Origin of the sequence: Methylophilus sp. YYY-1, from assembly GCF_029132825.1 — a bacterium.
In the GTDB taxonomy this organism is placed as follows: Bacteria; Pseudomonadota; Gammaproteobacteria; order Burkholderiales; family Methylophilaceae; genus Methylophilus; species Methylophilus glucosoxydans.
This window is the reverse complement of sequence record NZ_WOVG01000001.1, coordinates 770,911-788,245: the sequence shown is the minus strand read 5'-3', so window position 1 is coordinate 788,245 and position 17,335 is coordinate 770,911. Positions and strand designations below refer to the sequence as shown.

Below are 17,335 nucleotides of genomic sequence, written 5' to 3'. Positions count from 1 at the left end.
ATTGACCCTGATTAACTGGTACGAAAAAAACACAACACAAGCCGCTGACTGGCAGTCAGAAGCGGGTAACCCTGCACCCAAAGCCGTGGTGATTGCAGACGACACCACCAAAGCGGATGAAGCCTACCGTCTGGCGTGTGAGGGCACCGCCTTGCTATATCGCGGTGACTTTCAAAATGCCAAGCAATTGCTGCAAGCGATTACGCGGCGTGTAGACCGAAAACCAGTCAAACCGGCGGCTAGCCTGCTGGAAGCGTTTCACCAGCATCGCGCGCGCCAGATCGGTCGTGCCAATATTACGAATAAAGTATTAATCGAGCTTAAGTATGGTGCCTGCGATTTGCCGCGTGCGCCAGACGTCAAAGCGGCTGTGCAGGCGGCTTTGATTGTGGATGACAACACCGACAAAGTGCCTGCAAGACTTGTGCTCTCATTGCGTGAGTTGCTAGGCATGGTGGGCGCGCATGAGTGGCGTAAAAAAGGCGTGCCGATTCATGCGCTGAATGCCAATATACATGCGCATTACGGGGTGTATTCGCCCGTACGTGGTGAGTATCTCGACCTCATTGACCAGGCGCCGCTTAATAGTCCGCAGGTGGCCTGGGATATTGGTACCGGCACGGGGGTGATTGCTGCCATTTTAGTGGCGCGGGGCGTCAAGCAAGTCGTCGCAACGGACAACCAGCCGCGTGCATTGGCGTGTGCCACCGAAAACATCCAGCGGTTGAATATGCAAAGCCATATTCAAGTCGTGCAGGCGGATTTGTTTCCAGCAGGCAGTGCGGACCTGATTGTCTGTAATCCTCCCTGGCTACCTGCCAAAGCGAATGCGCCGATTGAGCATGCCGTGTATGACCCCGAAAGCAAGATGCTGAAAGGTTTTTTAAGTGGCTTGAAAGCGCATTTAAATCCTGAGGGCGAGGGGTGGCTGATAATGTCTAATTTGGCTGAGCAGATTGGCTTGCGCCAGCCTGAGGCCTTAAATACATGGATCCATGAAGCAGGGTTGCAGGTGGTCGACAAGCTGGATATTGCGCCAACACATGCCAAGGCCAGCGATCAATCGGATCCGTTATATGCTGCCCGTGCCAAAGAAGTAACCAGTCTTTATCGGTTAAAATGCGTTTGAATTTTGAATAATAGGAATTTGTTATGTCTTTAGGTCCCGTCATGCTGGATGTGGTCGGCAAGGAACTCACCGCCGATGATATCCGCCGCTTGCAACATCCGCTAGTCGGCGGGGTGATACTGTTTGCGCGTAACTTTGAGAGTTGCGCGCAGCTCAAGGCGCTCACTGCCAGTATACATGCGGTGCGTCAGCCGCCGCTGCTGATTGCCGTGGATCATGAAGGCGGCCGGGTGCAGCGCTTCCGAGAAGGCTTTACCAAAATCCCGCCCATGCGCGAGTTTGGCCATATTTGGGACAAAAACCCACGCAAAGCGAAAGAGCTGGCGGTAGAGGCCGGGTATGTGCTGGGCGCAGAGCTAAGGGCGCATGGCGTGGATTTCAGCTTTACGCCAGTGTTGGATATGGACTATGGCGACAGCCTGGTGATTGGGGATCGCGCGTTTCACCGTGATCCGCAGGCGATTAATGAGTTGGCGTTTAGCCTGATGCAAGGCCTTAAAAAGGCTGGCATGGCTGCGGTGGGCAAACATTTCCCCGGGCATGGTTTTGTGGTGGCTGATTCGCATGTGAGCATTCCGGTGGATGACCGCGAGTTTGACCAGATTGCACAAAACGACATGCAACCTTTTGTACGCATGATAGACGAGGGCTTGCATGCGGTGATGCCCGCACATGTGATTTATCCCAAGGTCGATGATAGACCGGCCGGGTTCTCGTCCCGCTGGCTGCAAAAGGTGCTGCGTGAGCGCTTGGGTTTTAATGGTGTGATTTTCAGTGATGACTTAAGTATGGAGGGCGCCACCGTGGCAGGTGACGTCACTGCACGAACCATGGCTGCCTTGAACGCCGGGTGCGATATGGTGTTGTTATGCAACCGCCCGGACTTGGCCGATGAATTGTTAAGCAAGTTAACGTGGAAGATTTCTGCACAAAGTATTGCGCGCCTGGCACGTATGCATGGCGGTCATCATCCGCAGGATATGGTGGCATTACGTGAGTCTGCGGCCTATGTAGAAGCGGTCAAGCGTGTGGCCATGGTCGGTCAAAAAGAGGCGGATTTGTTTGCTTGAAGCCGGAAGGTTGCGGTAAGCTAGACAATTATTGATGACAATCTAATCACGGCGTAAACATCGGTATCAATTATGAAATGGATCATTCTTGGCATTTTCTTGGCTTCGGTCAGTTATGTGCACTTCAGGGGCAAGGTCAGGCACCGCTTTTATCGCCAGATATTTGACCATTCCGGCATTGTTTCGCCATTCAATGTATTCTTATACCTGTTCTCCAAAGCGCCGACCACGCCGTATTTACCGGTGCATGACTTCCCGGAACTGAAAGCGATCACCGACCGCTGGCAGGAAATCCGTGAAGAAGCGTTGTATGTACGCGAACAGGAGCGCATTGCTGCGGCCAAAACCAATAACGATGCCGGGTTTAACTCATTCTTTAAAACTGGCTGGAAGCGTTTTTACCTCAAGTGGTATGACGCACATCATCCCTCTGCCAGCATTTACTGCCCAAAAACAGTCGCCTTGCTGCAAAGCATCCCCAGCGTCAAAGCCGCCATGTTTGCCGAGCTGCCGCCTGGCGCGCATCTGCGCCCACACCGTGACCCCTATGCAGGCTCTTTGCGCTTTCACCTAGGGCTTGCCACCCCTAATGACGATCAGTGTTTTATCCGCGTTGATGGTGAGGATTACAGCTGGCGTGATGGGCAGGCCGTCATGTTTGATGAAACCTATATCCATGAAGCCTATAACAAGACCAATGAAACGCGTGTGATTCTGTTTTGCGACATTGAACGCCCCATGCGCTATCGCTGGGCGCAGGCAGTCAACCGCTTTCTGGCCAATACCATCGTCACTGCAGCCAGCTCGCCAAACGAGGCCGGGGACCAGACCGGCGTCATTAACCGCCTGTTTCATTATGCCTGGGTGATCGGTCAGTACCGGCGCCGTTTTAAAAAGTGGAATAAAACCGTTTATCAAATTACGCGCATCGTGCTGATTGCGGTAGTCATTTACGGACTGTGGAAGCTGTAAACTGAACGATTGTTCACACAAATGTCACGCAAAGCCTTGAAACTTTAGGTGTTTGCCATTATCTTAACTACAGAAGCTGTTTTTAGTTTTAATTGAAAAGAGGAAATACACTATGTCAGATATGCAAGTTTTAGGTCGTGACGGTCAATTATCCGAAACGCAAAATCGCGTACTGCGCAATACATACGCCTTGCTGGGTTTGAGCATGGTGCCAACCGTGATCGGTGCCTATGTTGGCCTGCAGATGAATTTTGGCTGGATGGCGGCACACCCATTCATGTTCTTTATTGGTTTTATGGCCGTGATGTTTGGCATGTTCAAACTGATCGCGGTTAACCAGAACAGTGGTGTAGGCGTGTGGTTGCTGTTGGCGCTGACGTTTGTCTTTGGCGTGATGCTTGGCCCTATCCTGCAATTTGCCCTGCATCTGCGCAACGGCGCTGAAATTGTCGGCTTGGCAGCTGCGGGAACTGGGATTACCTTCCTGAGTTTGGCTGGTATCGGCTCATCCCCAGCCCGTGACTTCAGCGGTATCGGCAAGTTCCTGATGATAGGTCTGATTCTGGCGATTGTCGCTGGCTTGGCTAATATGTACTTCCAAATTCCAGCCTTGTCATTGGCAATCTCTGGTGTCTCAGTGCTGATTTTCTCCGGCTACATTTTGTACGACGTGAACCAGATCGTACGCGGCGGTCAGACCAACTATGTGATGGCGACCTTGAATCTGTATCTGGATATCTACAACCTGTTTGTGAACCTGTTGAATATCTTGTTGGCAGTATTAGGCAACCGCGACTAAGTTCTGAATTTTTCCATCTCAAAAAACCCGCCAAGAATTTGGCGGGTTTTTTATTTGCATCAATTTAGTTAATGCGAAAAAAGAGTTTGTGATTGGTTGTTTTTAGCCAGCGTGGTTTATTTCAACCAATTTATATGGTTGTTAAGATTTAATTATTATTTAAGTGTTTGATTTAATTTGAATAAAAGTTTCGTTTCACATGGATTGATTTTTGCATTGAAGACTCCTTGATGGAGGGGTGAAGTGCTAAACAATAAAATCAAATCAATCTTATTTCTGGCGGGCTATTCTTGCCTGACAATCGCTGCGGATAACAATGATGAATCTGTAAGCCAGCAACCAAAAGCCGCAGATACTAAGGCCACTATTGAGTTGGATGAGGTGGAAGTCAAGGCGAAGCGCAGGAGAATTATTACGCCTTTGCCTGGAGTGCCAATTGATAAAGCTACGGCTACGACAAACATTCAGAGTGCTACTGGTAAGGAAATTGCTGAGTCTAAAGCGCTAAATGTTACAGAGTTCATGAATAATAATTTGCAATCGGTAACCACAAATGATTATGCCGGTAATCCTTTTCAGCAAGACCTCAATTTCCGTGGGTTTACTGCTTCGCCTCAAATTGGTACTCCTCAAGGAATTTCAGTTTACTTAGATGGCGTCAGAGTAAATGAGGCTTTTGGGGAGGTCGTGAATTGGGATTTGATACCGATGAATGCTATATCAAGCTTAAATCTCATTCCTGGATCAAATCCCCTTTTTGGACTTAACACCATTGGTGGTGCACTAGCAATCCGTACAAAGGATGGGTTCTCGGATAATTATTTGCGTACTCAATATTTAACAGGGGCTTGGGGGAGAAATCAGTTTCAAATATCTAATGGGGTGAATAATGGTCAGTTTGGTTTTTTTACGGCTTACAATCATTTTGCAGAGGATGGTTGGCGAGATAATTCGCCAAGTAATGTTCGGCAATTATTTAATAAGGCAACGCTCAGATTTGATAAAGCTGAGTTTAATTTGACCGCATTAAATATAGATACCAATTTAGTCGGAAATGGAATGTTGCCATTTGAGATGGCAGACCAAAATCGCAAACAGGTATTTACTTCTCCAGATCAAGTACAAAATTCCCTAGAACATTACAATTTTAGTGGCAGTTGGTACGTGAATGATAATTTCACGCTTTCAGCGATGGCTTATAAAAGAAAGATGAGCCAAAGTGCGATTGGTGCGGATGTTTATGATGCGTATTCACGACTGGTGTCTGCCTGGGGAGATGATATTGATGGTGATGGGATTGTTGATGCTGGCAAAATTAATGGCTTGTTCAATTACTCCAACTTAAAACAGGGGAGTGATGGTTTTAATCTGCAGGCTGCTTTTGATTTAGATAAGCATCAAATTGTCGCGGGGATCTCACTAGATACGAATAAGGTAAGTTTTTTACAATCTCAACAGTTGGGGGAGGTTAATGATGCAGACCATTCTGTGTCTGTGGTGACTGATCCAATTTTTGAAACTTTTGGTTTTTTCCCAGCATACATGACAATTGAGCGTAACAATCTCAAAGGTACTAGCAAGACAGAAAGTATTTATGCATTTGATACATGGTCACCCACCGAAAGTTTGCATATCAGTCTTGGCGCACGCATGAATTGGGCAAATGTAAAAAATACCCTTGTTTCAGACAGTGGAAAAGAGTTTTACAATTTTACAACTAACGATTTGCGTCCAGCCAGACAAAAGTGTCTTGTTCAAGGAGACACTAGCCCTAATCGTGGACGCTTTATTTGTAGTGAGGGTGATTATGATTACAGAAGTTTTAACCCTTCACTTGGAGTGACTTGGGAGGTTAAGGATAGCCTTTCTACGTATGCCAATGTCAGTCGTGGAGCAAGAACCCCAACTGTGATTGAACTTGGCTGTGCGAATGATCCTACCAAAAGTAATGCGCCTGGAAGTACAAACTACCAGTTCGGTTGCTCTATTCCAACTTCCCTATCCTCGGATCCATATCTAAAGCAGATTCGTTCTACTGCATATGAGACTGGTCTAAGAGGTGAGACTGGTGGTTGGGATTGGAATGTTGGATATTTCAGAACGGAAATCACCGACGATATTTTGTTTGTTCCGCTAGGCCGAAAAAATCGCGGAGTCTTTAACAACTTTGGACGAACGTTACGTGAAGGGTTGGAGTTTGGAATCAAGGGTGATTTTGATAGTGACAAGATTAGTTTGAACTATACCTTGATGGCTGCAACATTTGAGTCCTATGCTCGGATTATCAATGATGCTAACAGTACCAACGGCCAGACTGTTTCCGCGAATGCTGCACAAGCATTTGTCGATGTTCATTCCGGGGATGAAATTCCCGGAATGCCTAATAATATTATCCAGGCGAGCTGGAATCATCGTTTTAGTGAGCGATTTGATGCAACACTGTCTATGGTCATGCACTCCTCAGCTTATGTTCGTGGAAATGAAAATAATAAACATCAGCCTAGATCAGCTTTGCCTGGAGAGCTATACGATTACATTGGAGAGGGATCTACGTCTGGATATGCAGTATTTAACTTAAGAGCGAACTATAAATTTCGTCCTGGTATCAACGCATATATTAAGTTTGATAATATTTTTGATCGAGAATACTCAACAGCGGGAGCGCTTGGTCGTAACCCATTTAGTGCATCTGGAAGCTTTCAAACAAATACAAGTCAATGGAACAATACAACTTTTATAGGTCCTGGAGCACCTAGAGCAATTTGGATTGGTGTTTCATTAGACTGGGATTGGAAGAATAAAACGTTTAAAGATTAGCAATAAGTCATCTTAATTATTCAAAAGCCATGATTAAAAATCATGGCTTTTTACTTGGTGGCTATGAGCAGCCATTCATGGTTGTTTTCAACCAGGTTGGAACTGTGACAGGCCTATGATGAGTGGTAACTAAATTAAAGGTATATGAAAGTGATGCTCACTTTAAGTTTTAATTTAAATTTTAAAACAATAGGTTACGTTCTTTTCTGGTGGCGAAGCCTAAGTCTTTCATGAATAAAAGCAGGCGGGAGAGTGTTCTGGCACAGCATTTGCAAATGTAAGCATACTGTAATAAGCCATCTTAAATGAGGCATATAAAAATTATCCCATCGGGAGCAGTGACACACGAGTTTCACCGGCCATGAAAATGCAGGTGATGAAAGAATTAATGCTTTTTTATTTAGGAGAATATGGATGAAGTTGAAAACATTAATGCTCGCAACATTGATGACACTTGGTGTCAACGCTGCGAATGCTGGTCAATTCGTTACCTTGACCAATGGTAACGGTACAAACTTGACTTTAGCTAACGGTGGATTGATTAATGGTGCCAATAGTTTAAATGCAGATAAATTCTATATTGAGAACTTATCAACAAGCACATATTTGGCAGGGTATGAGTATGGCTCAGATAACGGGACTATCGCTACGACGCTGAACTACAGAGCTTTTACTGGTGCAAACTCAACCTTTGGTACATTAACTTTGGTTGATTATAAAATTACTCAAAATGTTCCTCTGCTGCCAGGTGTGCCACAAGCGACCATTTTTGATTACGTTTATCGTGATAGCGTTGACGGTAAGCTCGTTTTCGGCACAAGGTATATGAACCTGGTTGATAACGATCAAGAGGTTAATTATTTATATCGCCAAGGTGCAGGTGGTAATGTTTCTACTTCTTGGACATTTTTGAGTGACTTCGACCTTCGTATGTATCAGGCAGGTCAAACAAATGACACAACTTATAACTCTTCTGTGCAATATGTAAACGGTGTTGTACGTCAGAAGGCTGACATTAGTGTATCTGAAGGCAATCCATGGTCTGGATTGTATCTTGTAAAGTCTGATGCAGTTAATTACGCGCTGGGAAATAATGCAATTGGCTTCTATCAGGCGGGTGAAGAAGGTCAGGTTGTAGTCGGTAACTATATCAGTGGTTTCTTGGCAGCCCCTATTCCTGAGCCTGAAAACTATGCTTTGATGATGTTGGGCATGGGTGTTATTGCAGCCGCACGCCGTCAGAAAAAACAAACTAAATAATAAAAACTAAGTTCACTTTAAACTTGAAAAATATTTTTTAAATAAGGGCGGTAACTCCGCCCATTTCTTGAGGGGAATCTCTATGAAAAATGTAATTAAAACTTCTGTACTGGCTGCATTGTTGGCTCTGTCAGCTCAAGCCTCTGCTAAAACTGCAATCTTTGATTTGAACTTTATTGCTACAAATAACTACGGCACAACTTCAAGCAGTGTAGGGTCCGTTACGATGACTGATTTGGCAGACTTGAACTTGGGTGACGGTGCCAGTGGTGTTCGCGTAACCGTGCGATTGAATAATCTGAGCCAGTTTGCTTCTGGTAACACCGGTGCAGTTTGGATTTCATCTTACGAGATGAACTTTGCAGGTACAGATACTTTAGGGAATGATAACTACCGCAATGTGGCTGGTTTAGGTACAAACGATATTGAGTGGGAAGAAAATGGTTGCGTTAGCTACGGCACAAACTGTGGTACTCCTCAAAAAGGTTGGGGTGGTGCGACGGGTGATGCTGCTTGGGGACAAGAAATCAATTTTGCAACCAGCACTTTTACCAATGGTCAATTCTCAACGATTGATTATCTGAACGGTGGTGTTGCTGGCTACACAGGTTTCTCAGTGGATCAGTTTCTGGCAAATGCGGTAAGCAATAATGGCGACACTAATGCGCCTGATGCATATTTCTGGATTCGTATCCGTGGTAACACCGCTCAAAACGGTGGTGGTATGGCTTCAAGTGGCTACTGGGGTAATAGCATCACTAACAGTTCTGGTAATGGTTTGAACTACCGATTGAATGTGTTGGCTACAACTGCAACCGTTGTACCAGAAGCTGAAACATTCGCCATGATGATGGCAGGCTTGGGTCTGATTGGTGGCATCGTTCGCCGTCGCAAAGCTGTTTAATTTTAAGCTGTATCCGTTGTAAAACAAACCCGCCTTTGGCGGGTTTGTTGTTTTATATGGCTGTGATATGCGCTTGTGATCTGGTCGTTATCCATTTGATTTGGCTAAGCGACGCTGCCTGAAGAAATCACTTAATAACGCGCCACACTCATCAGCCAAGACGCCATGACTCACCTCACAGTGATGATTAAGTTTCTGCTCCGCCATCAAATTCACTACACTGCCGCAACAACCCGTTTTGGGGTCGCTGGCACCGTAAACCAGACGCGCAATTCTGGCATGTTGTATGGCGCCGCTACACATGGCACAGGGCTCTAGGGTGACGTATAAGGTGCAGTCAACCAGTCTGTAGTTGCCTAAGTGCTGCGCGGCTTCACGCATGGCCTGGATTTCCGCATGGGCGGTGGGGTCATTGAGGCTGATGGGGGCGTTGCGGCCTTTGCCGATAATCTGCCCCTCTTTGACGACAATCGCGCCGACCGGGACCTCGCCCAGGCTTGCTGCCTCGTTTGCCAGCGCGATGGCAATGCGCATAAATGCTTCGTCTTGCATGCTTATCTACTACTATTTTTGTCGGCGAGGCGGATCAGTATGTACACCAGCCCCATGACAAATGCGCCGGCCAGCCAGATGGCGATTTCTTCATAAGTCGGTGTGGCATCTTGTACAGGGAGCACAATCAGTTTGCGCAAAAACATGACCAGCACCACCTCGACAAAGGTTTCTACCAGTAATTTGTGGCCGCGGAGGTAGCGAATTTCTGCCGAGATGAGGGCAGAGGTTGACCACAGCAACATCAAGGTGCCCAAGGCGCGCAAAAAGCCATGAACCAGATTGTGTGCGTAAGCGGCTTCCTTCACGTCGAGGAAAAATAGCCAGGTAAACATCAGCACAGAGGTAGCCAGAGCCAGGCCGATAATAATATGCGCGAACCCATTGAGCCAAAGCATGGCCTTGATGGCGATGCGGTTGAGTGGTGCAAATTCTTCAGGTAGTTGTTCTTGCGACATATTGGATCCAATCAATGCGACAGCAACGATGATAAATCATTTGCTAAGCAATTGCTCCAGTGGAATTTCGCAACAGGCTTTGAGCAGCCATTGCATGGCTTTGCCCATTTCGCTGGGCCGTTGTTGGCGCCAGGCAATAAAGGTGGGTCCCACCGGTTTCGGTTCTGATACCTGTTTTAGCACAAGTTTGCCCTGCGCAGCGGCCGCTTGTGCCATAAATTTGGGTAGATAGCCGATGGCAATTCCTGCCATTTGCGCCTTTAATTTTGTCTGCATGTCAGGCACGGTGAGTACATCCTGTCCAGAAAGGATGCCTGAGGTCCTTGGGGGCAGGTTGCGTGAACTGTCTGCGGCCGCTACAACGCGATACTGCACAATATCACTGGCGCTGAGCGGCTCTGGTAATGCGGCAAGCGGATGATGCGGGGCCACACAAAACACAAATTCCAGTTGTCCGAGCAAATGTGTAGAGAAGCCGCCGCCAGGCGGCGCGTCTCCTGGAGCCCCAATAGAGATATCAGCTCGCCCCGACTGTAATGCATCCCAACTTCCGCCATACACCTCACGGACCAGCTTCACCCGAGTGCCAAAGCCTTGCTGGTAAAAGGCTTGTAGCAGATTGAGTACCGGGCCGAAATCAAATAAATCGCTAATCGCAATGGCAATATCAGTTTCAATACCGGTCGCAACGCGTTGTACGCGGCGCTCCAGCGCATGGGCGGCATCGAGCAAATAACGGCCTTCTTTGAGCAGTTCGGCACCGGCTTCGGTCAGCATGGCGCGGTGGCCACTGCGGTCAAAAAGCTCCAGCCCCAAATCTTCTTCCAGTCTGCGGATGGTGTAGGTGAGTGCCGAGGGGACGCGGTATAGCGACTCTGCCGCTGCGGCAAAACTGCCTTTGCGGTCAATCGCATCAATGACTTCAAGGGCTTCGAGACTCAGTTTAATGGCCATAGCTGAAGGGATAAGGTTGAAAAAGGGCGGGGTGGTTCATGGTAGTTTAAGCGCTAACGGCTTCATCAAAAAATCTGAACAAGTGATGCAAAATGTTTTGCTATCTAAAGATTAAGTGTTTTTTTATCATACATTTAAACTTTCAAATGGAGTGAATAAATGTTGCATGTTCGCCCTTCAAATAGCCGTGGTTATGCTAATCATGGCTGGTTACAAAGCTTTCACAGTTTTTCTTTCGCCAGTTATTACGACCCTGAGCATATGAGCTACTCGGTGTTGCGGGTGATCAATGACGACAAAATCGCCCCTGACACGGGATTTGGTATGCATGGCCACCAGGACATGGAAATTATTACCTACATGTTGGCGGGGGAGTTGCGCCATACTGACAGCATGGGCCACAGCGCAGTGATTCGCGCGGGGGATGTGCAGCGCATGAGTGCGGGCACGGGTATCCGTCATAGTGAGATGAACGCCTCCTCGCAGACCACGGCCCATTTGCTACAAATCTGGATCACCCCTGATACGCAAGGCTTGGCCCCGGCGTATGAAGATAAAACCATCCCGCTGGCTGACAAGCAAAACCGCTGGGCCTTGATTGCTTCGTCTGATGCCCGCGCCGGGTCATTAAAAGTACATCAGGATCTGTCATTGTATGCCACGGTACTGACAGCAGAGGCTGCTTTGCCGGTTGAGGGCAATGCGGGACGTTGTGCTTACCTCCATATTGCATCCGGCACGGTGGTGATCGATGGTCAACAGTTGCAGACAGGGGATGCCCTCAAGGTAGATGCCCCGGTTTCTCTCTCGATACTTGCTGCGCAAGACAGCGAAATATTATGGTTTGATCTGCCTGAAATAGTCGAATAATCGTTTTACATTTTTTTAAAGGAGCAATGACATGACTCAAGTTTCAATTGTTTATCACAGTGGGTATGGTCATACCGCTGAGCAAGCCAAAGCCGTGGCCCGTGGCGCGCAAAAGGTTGCGGGTGTGACCGTCAATCTGTTAACTGTGGATGAGGCGCAGCAGCAGTGGGATCTGCTCAAGGCCAGCGACGCCATTATTTTTGGCAGCCCAACCTATATGGGTTCGGCTTCAGGCCAGTTTAAAACTTTTATGGATGCGAGCTCCAAGGCCTGGTATACCCGTGACTGGAAAGACAAGATTGCGGCTGGCTTTACCACTTCTGCCAGCCAGAGTGGTGACAAGCTTAGTACCTTGATCCAGTTGGCTGTGTTTGCCGCACAGCATGGCATGATTTGGGTAGGCCAGGATTTGCTGCCCGGGAACAATAACAGTAATGGTTCGGTCAACGACTTAAACCGTTTGGGCAGCTTTTTAGGTGCGATGGCGCAGGCGAATGCTGACCAGGGCCCGGACTTGGCGCCGATTCAGAGTGACTTGCTCACGGCAGAGCACCTGGGTGAGCGTGTGGCCAGTGTTGCGTTACGTTTTGCGAAAGCCGCTTAACCACGGCCTCATTAAAAACCTATCCTATTTCACGATCTAACAAGGAGAACTCAGTGAAAAAGTTAATTTTGACGCTCGGCTTGATGATGGCTACTCAGGCCTGGGCGGTGACCGATACCTACAATATCGATGGCACCCACAGTTTTGCCAATTTCAGTATCCGTCATGTTGTTTCCAAAACTTCAGGGACTTTTAACGATGTCAGTGGCGTCATTACCCTGGATCCCACCAATCTGAATACGGCGACCGTACGTGCTGCGATCAATGTCAGCAGTGTGAATACCGGGTTTGGCAAACGTGATGAACATATCAAGGCGGATAAGTATCTGGATGTGGGCAAATATACCCAGATTTTGTTTGAGAGCACCAAGATCACGGCCAGCAACCAGACGCAGGCAGTGATGCAGGGTAAGCTGACCATGCATGGCGTGACCAAACTGGTGGATATTCCCGTGAAAGTGTTGGGCTATGGCGCCGATCCATGGGGTGGCCAGCGCGCAGGTTTTGAGGGGCATTTGACCATCAAAGCTTCTGATTATGGTTTTGGCTGGGCGACGGGCGCCAATGCGCCGGTCGGTGACGACATTGAAATCACCTTGTTGGTTGAAGGTGTGAAAGCACAATAATTTTAAATCCATGCGCGGACGTTTTGTCCGCGCAGTGTTTATTGTATGCAGGGAATGAGGAGCGAGTATGGCATTGGATTTATTTTCCCCGGGCAAACTGGGCAGCATTGAGATCAAAAACCGTATGGCGATGGCCCCACTGACACGTAACCGTGCAGGTGAGGGCGGTGTACCGCAAGCAATGAATGTCACCTATTATGAGCAACGGGCGACTGCCGGGCTGATTATTACCGAAGCGACCCCGATCTCGCCGATGGCGCATGGCTATCCTGCCTTGCCAGGCATTTATACTGATGCGCAGGTGGCTGGTTGGAAAAAAGTGACTGATGCTGTGCATGCCAAGGGCGGAAAAATCGTCATTCAGTTGTGGCATGTAGGCCGTATTTCACACCCCAGCCTGTTACCCAATCAGGCATTGCCAGTGGCGCCTTCAGCAATTAAGCCTGCCGGCCAGGCATTTACCTACCAGGGTTTGCAAGATTACGTGACCCCGCGCGCACTGGAGGTGTCCGAATTGGCTGGCATCGTGCAGGATTATATTCATGCCACAAAATGTGCCATTGCAGCGGGTTTTGATGGTGTAGAAGTTCATGCGGCCAATGGTTATCTGCTAGACCAGTTTTTGCGCGACGGTAGCAATCAGCGCCAGGATCAATATGGCGGGCCGGTAGAAAACCGTACGCGATTGCTGCTCGAGGTGGTGCAGGCGGTGGTGGATACAATAGGCGCAGACAAAGTGGGGGTGCGCTTGTCACCGGTGAACCCATTTAATGATATGCATGATAGCCAGGCGCAGCAAACATTCAATCATGTCACGGATGCCCTGAATCGCTTCAAGCTGGCCTATCTGCATGTTGTGGAAGGGGGCATTCATGGCGGTGGCAAAGCTGAGCCATTTGATTTTGCGGCGATGCGTAAATTGTTTAAGGGCGGTTATATCGCAAACCTGAGTTATGACAAGGCGCGCGGGAATGCGGCGATTGCCAGTGGGCATGCAGATGCAGTCGCTTATGGTGTCCCGTTTATTGCCAACCCGGATCTGGTTGAGCGGTTTGCAAAAAATGCCCCGCTCAATGAGGCTGATTCCAAAACGTTTTACGGTGGTACCGAGCATGGCTACACCGACTATCCTTTCTTAAGTGCCTGATCGTACTCGTGTCTACCTTGTGTTGACGGGGTAGACACGCTCTACTTGGCCACAGTAATGCTTGCCGCTCGAGGTGCGCGAGCGTAAAATCCGCACAACCGAATATTTGCGGGCCTCTCTGGCTCGTTATATATGCATCCACATCATGCCTCTGCGAGCTTAATTCTGCATGTCTAGCACCAGCACTGTTTCATCTACTCCAATATCCCTGGCCTCAAGAAAAATGGTGGTTGCCAACTGGAAAATGCATGGCAATCTCATGCGTAATCAGCAATTGATTCAGGCCTACCTGCCAGCCTTGGCCGCTTGTGCGCGCACGGAGGTCGTGGTCTGCGTGCCTTATCCCTATCTGGCGCAAATTCAAACCCTGTTGACGGGAACTTCTGTCGCTTGGGGCGCACAAAATGTTGCGAAATATGAGGAAGGTGCCTACACCGGTGAAGTAGGGGCGCAAATGCTGACCGATTTTGGCGCCAGGTATGTGATTGTTGGCCACTCGGAGCGCAGCACGGCTTATTGTGAGTCCGATGAAAATATCGCTGAAAAATTCATGATGGCCAAACGGCATGGCTTAACACCTATTTTATGTGTGGGTGAAACGCTGCTGGAGCGTGAAGCAGGCGTCATGGAACGTGTGGTTGGCAAGCAGCTGGAAACCATCATCCGCTTATTTGGCGGAGAGGCCTTTGCTGGCAGCATTGTTTCTTATGAGCCGATCTGGGCGATTGGCACCGGGCTGGCGGCCACTTCGGAGCAGGCAGTCGCCATGCACCAGTTTATTCGAGAGACGGTTGCCGCCTCCGATAAAACGGCGGCGGACACGCTAAAAATCCTCTACGGGGGCAGCGTAAACCCGCAAAATGCGGTACAATTGTTGAATCAGAAGGAAATTGATGGCGCGCTGGTCGGTCGTTGCTCGCTAGATGCAGAGCAATTTATAAAAATATGTCAGGCCGTCCCTGAAAATAGCGTCATCTAGATAGCGAAAGAGCCAAAAGCCAAATCGTTATTACTTAATGGATTAAAGAAATATGGAAAACGTCATTCTCGTCATTCATGTGCTTGCAGCTGCTGCCGTGATTGGCCTGGTCTTATTGCAGCATGGTAAGGGTGCCGATATGGGCGCCGCTTTTGGCAGTGGAGCCTCCGGCAGTCTGTTCGGCGTGTCTGGGTCCTCTAACTTGCTGAGCAAGCTGACATCGATTTTTATTTCAGTGTTTTTTGCAACTAGCTTGACGCTGGCCTTTATGTCCAGCCATAAAGCAAGTTCTGGCAGTGTGGTTAAATCCACAGTGACCCAACAGGCTCCGGCCAAAGGTGAGGCTGCAGAAGTGGCCAAGCCGGTTGAAAATACACCCAAAGATATTCCTAACTAAACATTGGCCGTCGTGGTGAAATTGGTAGACACGCTATCTTGAGGGGGTAGTGACGAAAGTCGTGCGAGTTCGAGTCTCGCCGACGGCACCAGATAGAGTTGCTTGCAACTTGTCTCTGGCAGGGAATAGATGGTTTGGGAGTGTTTTAATGGGCGGCTAGCTGCATTGAAATAACTTGTTAACATGATCGATGAAGGCAAATCAGTGTTAGAAAACTATTTCCCGATTTTGATGTTTATCCTGGTGGGGCTGGGCGTTGGTCTTGGTCCGTTGCTTGCCGGTAAAATTCTCTCTCCACACAAACCTGATGCGGAAAAAAACTCTCCATACGAATGTGGCTTTGAAGCCTTTGAAGATGCGCGCATGAAGTTTGACGTGCGCTACTATCTGGTCGCCATTCTGTTTATTCTGTTTGATCTCGAAATTGCATTTCTTTTTCCATGGGCGGTGGTGATCCAAGAAATTGGGTCTGCTGGCTTCTGGGCAATGATGGTGTTTTTATTTGTATTGGTGGTCGGCTTCATCTTTGAATGGATGAAGGGCGCCCTTGAATGGGATTGATGCAAAATGAGCATTGAAGGCGTATTAGAAAAAGGCTTTGTTACCACCACGCTGGATACGGTGATTAATTACACCCGTACCGGTTCATTGTGGCCGATGACGTTCGGTCTGGCTTGCTGTGCGGTTGAAATGATGCATGCCGGCGCTTCGCGTTACGATCTGGACCGTTTCGGGATTGTGTTCAGGCCCAGCCCTCGTCAGTCAGACGTGATGATTGTGGCAGGTACGCTGGTGAACAAAATGGCCCCTGCGCTGCGCAAGGTGTATGACCAGATGGCAGAACCGCGCTGGGTAATTTCCATGGGCAGCTGTGCTAACGGCGGTGGCTATTACCATTATTCTTATGCAGTCGTGCGTGGTTGTGACCGGATTGTGCCGGTGGATGTGTATGTGCCTGGGTGTCCTCCCACTGCCGAGGCCTTGTTGTACGGCATTATCCAGTTGCAAAAGAAAATCAAGCGTACCAATACGATTGCCAGAACCTGATGGTGACGCGCTCTGACAACATACTAAGCCCTAGAAATTAACTATGTCTGCAAAACTCGAACATTTGTCTGCACAGCTCAAGTTGGCCTTGGGTGAGGGTGTGGTCAGGCTGGAGCAACAGTTGGGTGAACTCACGGTGGAAGTTCATGTGAAACACCTGCTGGCCGTGGCTGAAAAATTGAAAACCCATGCGGAGCTCAAATTTGAGCAACTGATTGACTTGTGTGGGGTGGATTATCTGGAGTATGGTGATGGCCGCTGGGAAGGTCAGCGCTTTGCTGTGGTGCTGCATTTGCTTTCGGTCAGTTTGAATCAGCGTGTGCGTATCCGTGCGTTTGCAGCTGATGATGACTTTCCTGTTTTTCCGACCTTGGTCGATATCTGGCCGGTCGCCAACTGGTTTGAGCGTGAAGCTTTTGACCTCTACGGCATCATGTTTGAAAATCACCCCGATTTGCGTCGCTTGCTGACAGATTACGGTTTTGTTGGTCATCCTTTCCGTAAAGACTTCCCCATGATTGGTAACGTTGAAATGCGTTATGACCCTGTACAGCAGCGCGTCATCTATCAGCCAGTATCGGTAGAGTTGCGCAATAATGTGCCAAGGATTATTCGTGATGAAGGTGCTCACCATGGCTGATCACTTGCAAGCTTCAATCCAATGCGGCGTTGTCATTGCCTGCCGTATTGACTCATACAGTCTGTGCAATTCCGCCTTGTTTTGGGCTGAATCTTGCAAGCTGAGGAATG

The 17,335-nt window shown here is 48.4% G+C and carries 19 protein-coding genes and 1 tRNA gene; 17 read left to right on the top strand and 3 right to left on the bottom strand.

Going from position 1 to position 17,335, the window contains the following annotated elements:
* Position 1: 1 nt before the first annotated feature.
* From GOC95_RS03650 to GOC95_RS03620, 7 genes are all read left to right on the top strand, one after another.
* The gene (locus GOC95_RS03650) at positions 2–1,129 is read left to right on the top strand and encodes a class I SAM-dependent methyltransferase (protein ID WP_275355824.1); all 1,128 of its coding nucleotides are present in this window, start codon (positions 2–4) and stop codon (positions 1,127–1,129) included.
* A gap of 23 nt (positions 1,130–1,152) precedes the next feature.
* Positions 1,153–2,199, top strand: a complete 1,047-nt coding sequence (gene nagZ / locus GOC95_RS03645; RefSeq protein WP_194748190.1) for a beta-N-acetylhexosaminidase — start codon at positions 1,153–1,155, stop codon at positions 2,197–2,199.
* Positions 2,200–2,271: 72 nt separating this feature from the next.
* On the top strand, positions 2,272–3,171 hold the full coding sequence (gene lpxO, locus GOC95_RS03640) for a lipid A hydroxylase LpxO (RefSeq protein WP_194748189.1): 900 nt from the start codon (positions 2,272–2,274) through the stop codon (positions 3,169–3,171).
* Between the two features lie 112 nt (positions 3,172–3,283).
* Positions 3,284–3,970, top strand: coding sequence for a Bax inhibitor-1/YccA family protein (locus GOC95_RS03635; RefSeq protein WP_275355822.1), 687 nt, complete (start codon positions 3,284–3,286; stop codon positions 3,968–3,970).
* 243 nt (positions 3,971–4,213) lie between these two features.
* On the top strand, positions 4,214–6,787 hold the full coding sequence (locus tag GOC95_RS03630; protein ID WP_275355820.1) for a TonB-dependent receptor: 2,574 nt from the start codon (positions 4,214–4,216) through the stop codon (positions 6,785–6,787).
* 414 nt (positions 6,788–7,201) lie between these two features.
* Positions 7,202–8,047, top strand: a complete 846-nt coding sequence (locus GOC95_RS03625; RefSeq protein WP_275355819.1) for a PEP-CTERM sorting domain-containing protein — start codon at positions 7,202–7,204, stop codon at positions 8,045–8,047.
* Positions 8,048–8,129: 82 nt separating this feature from the next.
* Complete coding sequence (locus tag GOC95_RS03620) at positions 8,130–8,951, top strand: PEP-CTERM sorting domain-containing protein (RefSeq protein ID WP_275355817.1); 822 nt, start codon at positions 8,130–8,132, stop codon at positions 8,949–8,951.
* Positions 8,952–9,038: 87 nt separating this feature from the next.
* On the opposite strand, the gene tadA is transcribed toward GOC95_RS03620, so the two are convergent.
* The 3 genes from tadA to GOC95_RS03605 are packed head-to-tail and all read right to left on the bottom strand — an operon-like array spanning position 9,039 to position 10,915.
* Positions 9,039–9,503, bottom strand: coding sequence for a tRNA adenosine(34) deaminase TadA (gene tadA, locus GOC95_RS03615; protein WP_275355816.1), 465 nt, complete (start codon positions 9,501–9,503; stop codon positions 9,039–9,041).
* 2 nt (positions 9,504–9,505) lie between these two features.
* Positions 9,506–9,961, bottom strand: coding sequence for a phosphate-starvation-inducible PsiE family protein (locus GOC95_RS03610; RefSeq protein WP_275355814.1), 456 nt, complete (start codon positions 9,959–9,961; stop codon positions 9,506–9,508).
* 36 nt (positions 9,962–9,997) lie between these two features.
* Positions 9,998–10,915 (bottom strand): LysR family transcriptional regulator, encoded by a 918-nt coding sequence (locus GOC95_RS03605; protein ID WP_275355813.1) that lies wholly within the window; start codon positions 10,913–10,915, stop codon positions 9,998–10,000.
* A gap of 159 nt (positions 10,916–11,074) precedes the next feature.
* Here GOC95_RS03605 and GOC95_RS03600 point away from each other — a divergent pair, with 159 nt between their 5' ends.
* The 10 genes from GOC95_RS03600 (at position 11,075) to GOC95_RS03555 (ending at position 17,225) form a co-directional block, all read left to right on the top strand.
* Complete coding sequence (locus tag GOC95_RS03600) at positions 11,075–11,785, top strand: pirin family protein (protein ID WP_275355811.1); 711 nt, start codon at positions 11,075–11,077, stop codon at positions 11,783–11,785.
* Between the two features lie 31 nt (positions 11,786–11,816).
* Positions 11,817–12,389: a flavodoxin family protein gene (locus GOC95_RS03595; protein WP_194748181.1), complete on the top strand. Its 573-nt coding sequence runs from the start codon at positions 11,817–11,819 to the stop codon at positions 12,387–12,389.
* A 53-nt stretch (positions 12,390–12,442) separates the two neighbouring features.
* The gene (locus GOC95_RS03590) at positions 12,443–13,015 is read left to right on the top strand and encodes a YceI family protein (RefSeq protein ID WP_275355810.1); all 573 of its coding nucleotides are present in this window, start codon (positions 12,443–12,445) and stop codon (positions 13,013–13,015) included.
* A 67-nt stretch (positions 13,016–13,082) separates the two neighbouring features.
* A complete protein-coding gene (locus tag GOC95_RS03585; protein WP_275355809.1) occupies positions 13,083–14,162 on the top strand; it encodes an alkene reductase in 1,080 nt (359 codons plus the stop codon).
* A 223-nt stretch (positions 14,163–14,385) separates the two neighbouring features.
* Positions 14,386–15,141, top strand: coding sequence for a triose-phosphate isomerase (tpiA, locus tag GOC95_RS03580; protein WP_275356383.1), 756 nt, complete (start codon positions 14,386–14,388; stop codon positions 15,139–15,141).
* Between the two features lie 52 nt (positions 15,142–15,193).
* Positions 15,194–15,538, top strand: a complete 345-nt coding sequence (secG, locus tag GOC95_RS03575) for a preprotein translocase subunit SecG (protein ID WP_275355808.1) — start codon at positions 15,194–15,196, stop codon at positions 15,536–15,538.
* Positions 15,539–15,544: 6 nt separating this feature from the next.
* Positions 15,545–15,629, top strand: a tRNA-Leu gene (locus GOC95_RS03570).
* A 92-nt stretch (positions 15,630–15,721) separates the two neighbouring features.
* Positions 15,722–16,099 carry an NADH-quinone oxidoreductase subunit A gene (locus GOC95_RS03565; RefSeq protein ID WP_228518757.1) on the top strand — a complete coding sequence of 126 codons (378 nt, stop codon included), beginning with the start codon at positions 15,722–15,724 and terminating at the stop codon, positions 16,097–16,099.
* Between the two features lie 6 nt (positions 16,100–16,105).
* A complete protein-coding gene (locus GOC95_RS03560) occupies positions 16,106–16,585 on the top strand; it encodes an NADH-quinone oxidoreductase subunit B (RefSeq protein WP_018985714.1) in 480 nt (159 codons plus the stop codon).
* A gap of 43 nt (positions 16,586–16,628) precedes the next feature.
* Complete coding sequence (locus tag GOC95_RS03555; protein WP_275355805.1) at positions 16,629–17,225, top strand: NADH-quinone oxidoreductase subunit C; 597 nt, start codon at positions 16,629–16,631, stop codon at positions 17,223–17,225.
* Positions 17,226–17,335 lie beyond the last annotated feature (110 nt).